The sequence below is a fragment of the Nocardioides albertanoniae genome (assembly GCF_006716315.1).
Taxonomy (GTDB): domain Bacteria; phylum Actinomycetota; class Actinomycetes; order Propionibacteriales; family Nocardioidaceae; genus Nocardioides; species Nocardioides albertanoniae.
Genome location: NZ_VFOV01000001.1, coordinates 3,643,448 through 3,655,481 on the forward strand (window position 1 = coordinate 3,643,448; position 12,034 = coordinate 3,655,481).

General features: G+C 67.0%; 12 protein-coding genes and 2 tRNA genes. 2 read left to right on the top strand and 12 right to left on the bottom strand.

Going from position 1 to position 12,034, the window contains the following annotated elements; all coding sequences use genetic code 11:
• Positions 1-98: 98 nt before the first annotated feature.
• Positions 99-860 (top strand): hypothetical protein, encoded by a 762-nt coding sequence (locus FB381_RS17420; RefSeq protein WP_141781454.1) that lies wholly within the window; start codon positions 99-101, stop codon positions 858-860.
• 66 nt (positions 861-926) lie between these two features.
• Here the strand turns inward: FB381_RS17420 and tig are convergent, their stop codons facing one another.
• From tig to FB381_RS17455, 7 genes are all read right to left on the bottom strand, one after another.
• Complete coding sequence (gene tig / locus FB381_RS17425) at positions 927-2,324, bottom strand: trigger factor (protein WP_170225205.1); 1,398 nt, start codon at positions 2,322-2,324, stop codon at positions 927-929.
• A gap of 70 nt (positions 2,325-2,394) precedes the next feature.
• Positions 2,395-2,467: transfer RNA gene (locus FB381_RS17430), tRNA-Pro, on the bottom strand.
• A gap of 36 nt (positions 2,468-2,503) precedes the next feature.
• Positions 2,504-2,577: transfer RNA gene (locus FB381_RS17435), tRNA-Gly, on the bottom strand.
• 118 nt (positions 2,578-2,695) lie between these two features.
• The gene (locus FB381_RS17440) at positions 2,696-3,772 is read right to left on the bottom strand and encodes a PP2C family protein-serine/threonine phosphatase (protein WP_141781455.1); all 1,077 of its coding nucleotides are present in this window, start codon (positions 3,770-3,772) and stop codon (positions 2,696-2,698) included.
• A gap of 65 nt (positions 3,773-3,837) precedes the next feature.
• Positions 3,838-4,680, bottom strand: coding sequence for an Fpg/Nei family DNA glycosylase (locus FB381_RS17445; protein WP_141781456.1), 843 nt, complete (start codon positions 4,678-4,680; stop codon positions 3,838-3,840).
• Between the two features lie 7 nt (positions 4,681-4,687).
• Entirely contained in the window at positions 4,688-5,206 is a 519-nt protein-coding gene (locus FB381_RS17450) for a ribose-5-phosphate isomerase (protein ID WP_141781457.1), read from the bottom strand.
• A gap of 405 nt (positions 5,207-5,611) precedes the next feature.
• A complete protein-coding gene (locus FB381_RS17455; protein WP_141781458.1) occupies positions 5,612-6,910 on the bottom strand; it encodes an HNH endonuclease signature motif containing protein in 1,299 nt (432 codons plus the stop codon).
• Between the two features lie 351 nt (positions 6,911-7,261).
• Here FB381_RS17455 and FB381_RS17460 point away from each other — a divergent pair, with 351 nt between their 5' ends.
• Entirely contained in the window at positions 7,262-8,086 is an 825-nt protein-coding gene (locus FB381_RS17460) for an inositol monophosphatase family protein (RefSeq protein WP_211352473.1), read from the top strand.
• 11 nt (positions 8,087-8,097) lie between these two features.
• On the opposite strand, the gene ehuA is transcribed toward FB381_RS17460, so the two are convergent.
• From ehuA to FB381_RS17485, 5 genes are all read right to left on the bottom strand, one after another.
• Positions 8,098-8,901, bottom strand: a complete 804-nt coding sequence (gene ehuA, locus FB381_RS17465; protein WP_281285052.1) for an ectoine/hydroxyectoine ABC transporter ATP-binding protein EhuA — start codon at positions 8,899-8,901, stop codon at positions 8,098-8,100.
• Positions 8,891-9,571 (bottom strand): amino acid ABC transporter permease, encoded by a 681-nt coding sequence (locus FB381_RS17470; RefSeq protein ID WP_141781460.1) that lies wholly within the window; start codon positions 9,569-9,571, stop codon positions 8,891-8,893. The genes ehuA and FB381_RS17470 overlap by 11 nt, the downstream gene beginning before the upstream one ends.
• Complete coding sequence (locus tag FB381_RS17475) at positions 9,571-10,284, bottom strand: amino acid ABC transporter permease (RefSeq protein ID WP_141781461.1); 714 nt, start codon at positions 10,282-10,284, stop codon at positions 9,571-9,573. Before FB381_RS17475 ends, FB381_RS17470 begins: the two co-directional genes overlap by 1 nt.
• 12 nt (positions 10,285-10,296) lie before the next feature.
• Positions 10,297-11,193 (bottom strand): transporter substrate-binding domain-containing protein, encoded by an 897-nt coding sequence (locus FB381_RS17480; RefSeq protein WP_141781462.1) that lies wholly within the window; start codon positions 11,191-11,193, stop codon positions 10,297-10,299.
• Between the two features lie 260 nt (positions 11,194-11,453).
• Entirely contained in the window at positions 11,454-12,026 is a 573-nt protein-coding gene (locus FB381_RS17485) for an LURP-one-related family protein (protein ID WP_141781463.1), read from the bottom strand.
• Between the last annotated feature and the right edge of the window lie 8 nt (positions 12,027-12,034).

Sequence of the window (12,034 nt, forward strand, 5' to 3'; positions counted from 1 at the left end):
TTCACTCGAGCGTATGATGCCTGTGGGGCTGTTGTTACTGATGTTGCGTGACGATGGCGGTCCGTCAGGTTACCGTCGTAGGCGGAAGGGAGGACCCGATGAGCGATGAGAAGGATTCCGTCTGCGCGTCGTGCGGCGACGAGCTGCTGACCGGCGCCATCTACTGCATCTCCTGCGGCGCCTCGATCCTGCCGTTCCCCGAGCAGCAGCGCCCCCTGTTCGTCGACGAGGTCGGCGACGAACCCACCGGGTCCCGCAGCCCACGCGGCGTCTTCTACGACGCTCCCCCGGCACACGACCCCGGGGCGCCCGGAGGGCGCACGCTCCCGATCCTGGTGGCCATCGCGGTGCTGGTGCTCGTCGCAGGGGTGCTCGGGTTCATCTTCGGCAAGGACGGGATCGGGCCGAAACAGTCGGAGGCCGATCCCTCGACGGACCCCGCCCCGACGACGAGCGAGCCGACCGACGAACCCTCGATCGACGCCGACGCGCCCCCGCAGAGCCAGCTGCTCCGCATCTCCCGCCTCGACACCGAGGCCGCCAGCAAGCTGATCGGCACCTGGATCCCGCAGCTCGCCGCCGTCGGAGCCGGCGACGGCGGTGACGCCGACTGGGACGGCGCGCTGGCGCGCTACCAGAAGCTCAAGAGCACCCACCCCGAGGTGCTCCTGCTCGACACCGGCGAATGGCCGAGCTCGTATGCGAAGGCCGGGATGTACGCCGTCGTGGTGCCCCGCGCGAGCGACACCTCGGGGCCCGCGCTCGAGTGGTGCGTCGAGCAGGGTCTCTCCCGCACCGACTGCGCCGCCAAGCGCCTGGAGGTCTCGGGCGACCCGACGGACAACTACGACGCCCAGTAACGGACCCCAGCAACGACGAAACCGCCCCTGCCCGGAGTCCGGGCAGGGGCGGCGTACGTCAGTCGATCAGGCGTCAGCCTTCTCGGTCTCCTCGGCGGCGACCTCGGCGTCAGCGTCGGCCTCCGGCTCGTCCTCACCGATGGTGCCGTCGGGACGGAGGTTCTTCAGCTCGACCGGGTTGCCGGACTCGTCGGTGACCGTGGCGGCCTCGACCAGCTGGGCGAGCGCCTTGCCGCGCAGGATCTCCTGGACCAGCTCGGGCACGTGGTTGTGCTCGAGCATGTGGTTGACGAACTCCTGCGGGTCCTGACCGGACTGCTGCGCACGGCGCATCATGTGCTCGGTCAGCTCCTGCTGCTCGACACCGATCTCCTTCTCCTTGGCGATCTGGTCGAGGATCATCTGAGCGGCGACGGCGTCACGAACGCGGCGGTCGAGGTCGGCCTCGAACTCCTCGATCGTCTGGCCCTCGTCCTCGAGGTACTTGTCGAAGGTGAGACCGGCGTAGCCGAGCTGCTGCTCGATGCCCTCACGGCGCGCGTTGAGCTCGTCGGCGACGACGCTCTCCGGCAGCGGGATCTCGACCTTCTCCAGGAGCGACTCGAGCACGGCGTCACGGGCGGCAGCGGCCTGCTCGAGGCGCTTGCCGTTGCCGAGGCGGGCGCGTACGTCCTCCTCGAGCTCCTTGACGGTGTCGAACTCGCTGGCGAGCTGGGCGAAGTCGTCGTCGTAGTCGGGGAGCTCCTGCTCCTGGACCTGGTTGACGGTGACGTTGACGTCGACCTCCTGGCCGATCAGCTCTCCGCCCACGAGGGTGCTCTTGAAGTCGGTCGCGTCGCCGGCGGAGAGGCCGGCGATGGCCTCGTCCAGACCGTCGAGCATGCCGCCCTTGCCGACCTGGTAGCTCATGCCGACGGCCTCGGCGCCTTCGACGTCCTCGCCGTCCTTGGTGGCCTTGAGGTCGATGACCACGAAGTCACCGTCGGCGGCGGGGCGCTCGACGTCCTTGAGGGTGCCGAAGCGCTCACGCATGGCCTGGATCTGCTCTTCGACGTCGGTGTCGGCGAGCTCGATGTCGTCGACCTTCGCCTCGAGGCCCTCGTAGTCGGGCAGGGTGATCTCGGGCTTGACGTCGACCTCGGCGGTGAACTCCAGCGCCTCGTTGTCCTCGAGCTTGGTGACCTCGATCTCGGGCTGCGCGAGCGGCTCGAGCGAGTTCTCCTGGAGGGCATCGAAGTACATCTGCGGGAGGGCGTTGTTGACCGCCTCGGACAGAACCGCACCGCGGCCGACCTGCTTGTCGATCACCTGGGGCGGGACCTTGCCACGGCGGAAGCCGGGGACATTGATCTGCTTGGCGATCTGCTTGTACGCCGCGTCGAGGCTCGGCTTGAGCTCCTCGAAGGGCACCTCGACGGTCAGCTTGGCCCGGGTCGGGCTCAACGTCTCGACGGCGCTCTTCACAGGGTGTCTCCTGTCGTTTGGTTCATAGATGATGTCGCGTGCAGGGGGCTGTACAACTTCGGGTGACGTGTCGGGGCGACAGGACTCGAACCTGCGGTCTCCTGCTCCCAAAGCAGGCGCGCTAGCCACTACGCTACGCCCCGTCAAGGGCCCCTCCCCAATCTGCGGGCTGGGCGTCTTGGAGCGGATGACGGGAATCGAACCCGCGTAATCAGTTTGGAAGACTGAGGCTCTACCATTGAGCTACATCCGCGCATGCGAGGGCTAGGCCCTCGTGCAACCCGCGAAATCCTGCCATAGATGTGACTCACACCGATAACCGGCTCCCCTATTGGCCGGTTCGGCTTCGTCTCAGGGCCGTGTGACGAGGCTCATCTGCGCCCCACCGCGACGAGCGCGCGGTCGTCGGAGCTGACGCTGAGACCTTCGAGCAGACGTCGCGCACCCCCGCCCCGGCCGGTGACGGCGAGGTGGTCGGCGGTGGCGACGAGGTTGCCGATGCCGTTCTCCAGATCGATGCCCGGCGCCTCCACGACACCGTCGGTGTAGAGCATCACCATGTCGCCCACGCTCAGCACACCCTGGCAGGCGTCGAAGTCGACGTCGTCGATGAGCCCCAGCACGGTGCCGTTGCTCTCAGCCTCCTCCCAGCGTCCGGTCGCGGCACGACGCACGAGCGCCGGCGGGTGGCCGGCGGTGCGGATCTCGTAGGCGCCGGTGGTGAGCTCGATGGAGAGGTAGACGGCCGTGGCGAAGCCCTCCTGCCAGTCCTGCCGCAGCAGATAGCGGTTGGCGGCGGGCAGGAACTCGGCAGGCGGCAGCGCGCCGAGAAGACCGCCGAACGCACCGGAGAGCTGGAGCGCACGGGTGCCGGCTCGCTCCCCCTTGCCGGAGACGTCGACGACGACGACCTCGAGCCGGCTGCCCACGCGCGCGGCCACCACGAAGTCGCCGGCGAAGCGGGTGCCACCGGCGGGCAGGACCGCCGAGTCGGCCAACCATCCGGGCGGCATCTCGGGGATCGCGCCCTGGTCGAGCTTGGTCGTCAGATCGAGGAACATCACCTCGTCGCTCAGGCCACCCACGCCGAGATAGGTGCGCCGCATCGCGACGAAGAGCACGATCGCGCCCAGCAGGAAGTGGACGCCGATCGAGGCCGCGTCACGGTCGGAGATCGTGATCCGGCTGGCAGCGACCACGATCATCACCATCACGAACACGACGAACCAGCTCAGCGTACGCGGCCCGAGGAACACCGCACCGAGCAGCAGCGGCACGGTCAGAACCGCCACCGGCACCCATTGCAACCAGCTGGTCTGGGCTGCCGCGAAGACGGTCAGGACGACGGTGAGGAGTCCCAGCCAGAGCACGGCACGCAGCTCCGGGTCGCGCAGTCGGCGCCGCATCGGGCTGCTCCGCTTCCGCTGCGCGAACGCCTGGCTGGACATGGCCTCATTCTAGGTCTCGAGGTGGTGGCCGCGTGGCCGTTCTCGCAGGCGGAGAGTAGTGGTGCCTACTTCGCGGGCGTCGCGCGGGGCCGGTAAGGGCGCTGGCACCGCGGGCACCAGAACAGGTTGCGCTGCTGCAGCTCGACGGTGCGTACGCTCGTGCCGCACACCAGGCAGGGCTGACCGTTACGGCGGTAGACGTAGACCTCGCCGCCGTGGTCGTCCTTGCGAGGTGGCCGGCCCATCGCCTCGGGGGTGTGCTCGTCGCGAACGGTGTCGATGCGGTTCTTCTCGACCCCGTCCTTCATCAGCTCGACCAGGTCGTCCCAGATCGCGTCCCACTGCCGCCTGCGCAGCGTGTTGCCCGGACGCATCGGGTCGATCCGGTGCCGGAAGAGCACCTCGGCCCGGTAGACGTTGCCCACCCCGGCCAGCACCGACTGGTCCATCAGCAGCGCCGCGATCGTGGTCCTGCTCCGCCCGACCCGCGCCCACCCGAGCCCCGGGTCGGCGTCGTCACGCAGCGGGTCGGGCCCGAGCTTGGCGACCACCGCGTCGCGCTGAGCCGCGGTCACCAGGTTGCAGGTGGTGGCCCCGCGCAGGTCGGCGTATGTCTCGCTGCCGGTCACCCGGAGCCGCACCTGGCCCACGGGGAGCGGCGGCTCGGTCGCGTAGGGCCGCAGGTCGAGCTTGCCGTAGAGGCCGAGGTGGATGTGGACGAACTGCTCCCCCGCGAACTCGACGAAGAGCTGCTTGCCCCACGCCTCGGCACCGATGACGACCTGGCCGTCGAGGAGCGCGGCGGAATCGGCGAACCTGCCCTGCGGGCTGCTCACCCGGACCTGCTCGCCGGCGAAAGCACCCGTCAGGTCGAGCGCGAGCCGATGGAGGGTGTGCCCCTCAGGCATCTCGAGCTCAGTCCTGGTCCTCGGCCGGCCCCAGGCCCTTGGCCGAGTCCGGCAGCGGCGGCCGGACGCCGTCGGCGTCGTAGGCGTGGAGCTGGCCGATGCGGCGTACGTGACGCTCGTCGTCGCTGAACGGCTCGGCGAGGAAGATCTCGACGAACTTCGTCATGTCCTCGAGGCTGTGCATCCGGCCACCGACCGCCACCACCTGGGCGTTGTTGTGGTCGCGGGCGAGCTTGGCGGTCTCCTCGCTCCACGCGAGCGCGCAACGGATGCCGGTGACCTTGTTGGCCGCCATCTGCTCACCGTTGCCCGACCCCCCGATCACGACCCCGAGGCTGTCCAGCCCCTGCTCCCGGTCACGGGCTACCCCCTCGGCCGCCCGGATGCAGAAGACCGGGTAGTCGTCGAGGGCGTCATAGACGAAAGGCCCATGATCGACAGGCTCGTAGCCGAGCTCCGTCAGACGGTTGGTCAGGTGGGACTTGAGTTCGAGACCGGCGTGGTCGCAGCCGATGTGGACGCGCATACGGCCATCCTCTCTCATGCTCGTCTCGACCTCGGATTCGGTGGTTGGTCTTGACTGGGATTGGTCTTGACGGGTGTTGCTTGGGGTACTGGCCCTGGAATCGACTGCTTCGTCGTGGGCTGTTTGCCGCCGACCCGTACGCGGAGGGTGTTTCACGCCGGCACCCGGAGTAAAGGACGGCCTACGGCCGCCGGCTCCGCCGGTCGCCTTCGGCGCTCCTTGACACCGGGCACCGCCGAGAATTTTGGCTGTTGATCGGGTCGGCAGCAGGGGTCTGGCACGGCACATTCGGGTTGGGTGCCGGGCTGGGAACGGGGGCCGGTCGAGCCCGCGCGCGGCGGCTGTTGCGGGGCGCTGTGCTAGACGATGACGCTTTGTGAATCATTCACAAGGGGAACGACTGGATCAGGGCCGTCGAGTGAACCGGATCGTTCCGTCCGGCAACCGTTCATGGGTGAAACCGGGTGCGTGCGCCAGCCGATGATGATGCGGACACAACAGAACCCCATCTTTCAGATCCGTCTTCCCGCCCAGAGACCATGGCGTCAGGTGATGGGCGTCGCACCACTCCGGTGGCATGTCACACCCATCGGCTTGGCAGCACTTCTGCTGCAACCGCAGCGCTTTGCGCTGGATCGGCTGGAAGAACCTGCTCGAACGACCTGCGTCGAGAACTTGGCCGTCGGCGCCCAGGACCCAGGGGATGATCGTCGCGTTACAGGCCATCTTCCGAGCCTCGGTCGCGCTGATCGTGGTGCCGTTGGTCTCGTCGTAGCCGAGGACAGCGGTGCCAAGTTCTTTGCGGAGCTCGTCGAGCGAGATGACTACGTTGATGGTGGTCGGGTCGCCGCCGTGGCGAGGCAACGCATCAGGGTCGATGGTCTCCAACAGACGGGCGAAGCCTTGGCCCATGAGTCGCTCCCACGGCGGGAGCGGAGTGCCCTTCTCGACGAACTGCTGCTTACGCGGCTGTGCCCATGCCTCGACATGGGTCTTGAAACGCATCCCCAACGCCACCGGCAGGACACCATCGAAACCGACGGTGCCGTCGTGGTTGTCCCCGACGGTGCCGTCGTGGTTGTCCCAGACCCGCAGGGCGGTCTTCTGCTGGGCACGCTCTTCTTCGGCAAGGAGGGCTTTGGCTTCGGCGTCTTCGAACCGGACCGGATCGATCTCGGTCAGGATTCGCTTCCCAACTATGCGTAGTTCGTTGGCAGTCAGTCGGGTGGCGTAGCCGACCAGCAGCTTCTCGGCGAGCAGCAGGACTTCGTTGCTCGCGACAGGGTTCGCTTCGATCGCGTTGAGGGCGTTGGTGATCACCCGGGCTTTGTCACGGGTGACCACACCATCAGCGAGACCGGCAGCGAGCAGCTCGTGCGTGGACACCGAGGTCGCGAGCTTCATCTGTGCACGTGCCGCACCTTTGTCGACGAGCAACTCAGCACGCATCCACGCAGACGCATCCTTGTCGCCAGTCTCCTCAGCGATGTCACCAGCCGTGGCGAGCACACGTAGCTCCAGCGCAGCCTGCTGCGCCTTGAGAGTTTCGAGCCGCGCGAGGACATCCTTCTTCTGGCTGGTTCGCCAATAAGCAGGGTCCATCGCAAGCAGCTCGCCGAGGGCGGTTTCCATGCCAGCAAGAGCAGTCGCAACCGGGTCACGAGGGCTGGTGCCCCAGTGGTCGACGTGGTTCTCGACGCTCATTGCTGACCCCCTCTCAAGGTGCCCGTCGGATACCCCTGATTTTACTCTTTACCGACCAGTAGATCCATCCATTTTCGCAGGTCAAACCGTTTTTTTGCGGCAGTGAAACTGCAGTCGCACCTCCCGGCCACACTCTGGCCGCCGCCCCGATAATCAGCCAAATCTTTTCTCGATCTGGCCCGGAGTCCAGGACCACCGAAGGTGGCCGGCGAAGCCGGCGGCCGCAGGCCGTCCTTGACGCCGGGCCAGATCGAGAAGACCGTGAAGAAAGGGTCGGCGGCACACACCCCACGAAACAACAGACCCTAAGAAGCACAGCCCAGGACCAAGACACCCCACTAGATTCACCCCGTGAAGCACCAAGCAACCGCACTCACCGACGAAGCCGTCGCCATCGCAGCAGCAACCGCAGGGGCGGCGGTCGTACGAGAGATGTACGGCACCGACCTGAGCCACTTCGACAAGTCACCGACCGACTTCGCGACCGAGGCGGACATCGCGTCCGAGAAGGCGATCCGGGCGACGATCGCGACGTACCGGCCCGAGGACGCCTTCGAGGGCGAGGAGACCGGGCGGAGCGGCGACAGTGAGCGGCGGTGGCTGGTCGACCCGCTCTGCGGGACCCTCAACTATGCCGCCCAGACCCCGCTGGCCGCGGTGAACGTCGCTCTGGTGACGCCCGACGGTGTCCGGGCAGCTGTCTCGGCTGACCCGATCAGCGAGGAGATCTTCTGGACCGACGGCACCGACGCCTGGGTCCGCAAGGGTGGTGGCGACACCGCCCTCACCCCGACCCCGCGCACCATGCTCGTCGACATCCAGTGCGACGGACCGCTCGACCCGCCGTTCCTCGGCGGTCAGCTCGTCGCCGACCCCGAGCTCCGCAAGAGGTTCGGCCCGCGGGTGATGTCCTCGACGTTGGCGCTGACCTGGGTCGCGGCCGGCCGACGGGCGGCGTACGTCACCGACGACCGCCTCACCGAGGGCGGTGGCCTCGAAGGAAGCGTGCACTTCACCGGGCCGATCGCGATCTGCCAGGCCGCCGGCTGCATCGTGACCGACCTCGAGGGCAACAGGCTCCACGAAGGCCGCGGCATGATCGCCGCGGCCGACGCGGCCACCCATCGGCAGCTGCTCGACCTGGTCCGCCCGCATGTGAACGCCACGTCAGGCTGAGTCGGGTCAGGTCAGAGGACCGCCTGCAGGAACTGCTTGGTCCGCTCGTGCGTCGGGTTGTTGAACATGACCTCGGGCTTGGCCTCTTCGATGACACGACCTTCGTCGAACATCAGGACCCGGTGCGAGACGTCCTGGGCGAACTGCATCTCGTGGGTCACCAGCAACATCGTGATGTCGGTCTTCGTCGCCACCTCGCGCAGCACCTCCAGGACGTCGCCGACCAGCTCCGGGTCGAGCGCGGAGGTGACCTCGTCGAGCAGCAGGATCTCCGGCTCCATCGCGAGTGCGCGCGCGATCGCGACGCGCTGCTGCTGACCGCCCGAGAGACTGCTCGGATGGGCGTCGATCTTGTCCCGCAGACCGACCTGGTCGAGCAGGTCGACCGCCTTGGCGCGCGCCTCCTCCTTGGACTGACCGAGCACGTGCACCGGTGCCTCGACGATGTTCTGGCACACCGTCATGTTGGGGAACAGGTTGAACTGCTGGAAGACCATCCCGACCCGCTTGCGGATCCGGGTGACCTCGTTGTTCGGCAGCTTCACCCGCCGGTTGCCCCGCTTGGCGTAGCTCAGCGGGTCGCCGTCGATGTAGATGTAACCGCCGGTCAGGTCTTCCAGGGTCATCAGCAGCCGGAGGATGGTGGTCTTCCCCGACCCGCTCGGACCGATCAGGGTGACGCGCTCACCGCGAGCCACGTTGAAGTTCAGCCCGTCCAGGACGGTGTTCTTACCGAACTTCTTGGACACGTCCTCCATCACGATCCGTGGCTGGTCGGCGGTGGACGCGCCCGGGCTGGTGGTGTCAGTAGACAAGCTTCTTCTCCAACTTTCGCATCAGGACGGCCGTGGGATAGCTGGCCGCGAGGAAGATCAGGCCGGCAACGGTGAAGACCTCGGTGTATTGATAGGAGGCCCCGCCCAGCTGTTTGGCCTTCGCGACCATCTCGGGGACCAGGATGACCAGCAGGAACGGGGTGTCCTTGAACATCGCGATCGCCCAGTTGCCCAGCGACGGGAGCGTGGCCCGCAGCGCCTGCGGGATGATCACCGCCCGCCAGACCCGAGCTCGCGGTAACGAGAGCGCGGTCGCCGCCTCCCACTGACCAGGACGGATCGACTCGATCCCGGCGCGGTAGGACTCCGCCATGTAGGTGGAGTAGTGGATGGCGAAGACCGCGACCCCGAGGATCATCCCGATGGTCTCGACGTCGGTGTCGGGGAACTTCCGATACCCGTCGAACGAGATGAAGATCGCCACCGCGAACAGCAGCTGCAGCGGCAACGGCGTCATCCGGATCACGTCGAGCACCCAGGTGAGCGGCAGGCGGATCGGCGTGGGCAGCTCCCGCTGACCGACCGCCCAGATCAGACCCAGCAGGGACGCGATGACCGAACCGGCCACCGTGACCACGAGAGTCACCTGCAGGAACGCCATGAGCAGCGGCCCCACGGTCTCCAGCGCAAACTCGAGATCGAACTCCATCAGGCCACCGCCTCTGCTGTCGCACGGGTCGTCCTGGTCTTGCTCGGGGCGAGCCCGAGGCGTCGCTGCGCGCGACGTTCGAGCAACCGCAGACCGCTGGAGCAGCCGAGCGCGACCAGGTAGTAGAGCAGGAAGCCGACGCCGTAGGCGATCCAGAGCCCGACATCGGCGTCCTTACGCATCACCTCGACCCAGTAGGTGAGGTCGTGCAGACCGATCAACAACGCCACCGCTGTGCCCTTGACCAGCATCACCATCAGGTTGTTGAGACCGGGCAGCATCAGCCCCCAGGCCTGCGGCCAGATGACCCGTCGCACCGCCATCGACCACGACATCGAGAGTGCGGTGGTCGACTCCCACTGCACCTTGGCCACGGCGTTGAGCGAGCCTCGCACCACCTCGGAGCCGTAGGCGCCGTAGTTGAGGCCGAGACCGACGATGCCGCACCACATCCCGGGGAGGTCGATCCCGAAGAGCGGGAAGACATAGAAGAGGAAGAACAGCTGGACGACCAGCGAGGTGCCGCGGAAGAACTCCACGATGATCCGCGACCCCACTCTCAGCACGGCGATCGGGCTGATCGCGCACAGTCCCAGGAGGACGGATACGACGAGCGCGACGACCGCCCCACCTCCGGAGAGGGCCAGGGTGACCTGGGCACCTTCCCAGAGGTAGGGGCTGTAGTCAGATACTGCTTGAAGGAAATCAGACAAGGCGTCGTTCGATCAGTTCGACGACTCGTACTCGTCCACCGTCGGCAGCTCTCCCTTGCAGAGCATGTCGGTGGTGATGTTCTCCGGCGGACGCTCGGCGTCGGTGAAGCCGAACTCGCCGAGCACACCCTTGTACGCATCGGTGGAACCGGTGACCTTCGCGAGCTCCTTGTTGTAGTCCTCGCGCAGCTTGGAGTCCTTCTCCCGGAAGACGGTGGCGCCAGCGCCGACCTGGACCACGTCATCGACGACCGCCTCGAAGGAGTCGGTCGCCTCCAGACCGGCGTCCGGGTTCTCCTCGACCCACGTGCGGACCGAGATCCCGGTCAGTGCGAAGGCGTCCGCCTGGCCGTTCTGGACCGCCGCGTAGCCGTCCTCGGCGGAGTTCACCGTGGTCACGCCGTCGATGCCGAGCTGCTCGGCGTAGCCCTGCTCGATGGCGCCGTTGATGACGGCGAGCCGGACGTCGGAGTCGGCGACGTCCTGCATGTCCTTCAGACCCCCGGGGTTGCCCTTCGGCACGGCGAACGCGGTGGTGTACATGATCTCGGGGTCACCGAACGATGCCTGCTCACAGCGCTCCGGCAGGATCGACATCCCGGCGCTGACCACGTCGTAGCGACCTGCATTCAGCCCCGGGATCAGGCCGTCCCACTCCACGACCTCGGCCTTGACGTTCTCGTAGCCGAGCTTGGTGAAGATCTCCTTGTGAAGCGCAACGGTGGCGCCTGTCGGCTCACCGTCCTCCATGTAGGAGTATGGCTTCTCCCCGGCGATGGCGATCGTGATCGTCTTGCCGTCCTCTTCTCCGTCGGCACTGTCATCGCCGCCGCCACAGCCGGAGAGGAGCAGCGTCCCGGCTGCGAGCGTGGCGAAGAGTGCGCGCGAGCCTCTTGTGCGCAGTCGCATGGTGTTGAAACCTTTCGATCGGGCGTGAGACGCGTCGACCGAGTCCGTCGCGTCGAACTAAGACCTCGTGACCGTATGACGTCCTCGCCGACTCCACAACAGCCTTCGAACGCCTCTCGATGCGCCTTGGAGAAGATCTACCGTTGCCGCTAATACCGCCATGACCTGCGCAGACTCGATCTCGCCAGATGCCGGTCGGACGGCCCGATCCACACCCCGGATCGACACATGTTCGTTACCTACCCGGCGGCGGAGAGCGCTCAGCGCTGCATCAACGCATCCATCGCCACGGCGACGGCGGCAGCCACGCGGAAGTCGACGCGGGGATCGTGGACGGTGACCGTGTATTTGTCACGGAGCGCGAAGCGACGCTCGATGGAGATCAGCGGCTGGCCCTCGGAGGAGACGTAGTCGAAGTGGATCGGCAGGAAGTCGAGGTCGGTGAAGCGGCGCAGCAGCGCGACGGCCTGGTTGCGCTCCTGCCCGGTGCCGGCGTAGCCGGGGCCTTCGACGTGGAAGGTCGAGCGCAGCAGGCTCTTGCCGAAGTCCTTGCGGAAGAAGCCCAGCTGCGCACCGCTCGGGTCGGTGACGTCGTAGCCGGCGTTGAGGTCCATCACCGCGCGCGCGTTGAACGCGAAGACGGGCTGCGACTTCGACTCGTCGGCGTAGAACGTCACCTGCTCCTTGAACGCCAGCCGCTTCTGCTGCGCGAAAGCGAGCACCTGCCCCTCCGACCCGTCGGCTTCGGCGGCCTGCGCGACGTACTTGTTGGCGAAGGGCGTGACCTTCTGGCGAAGGAAGAAAACAGGCACGTGATAGGGCTGCTGCGTCATGAGGCGCA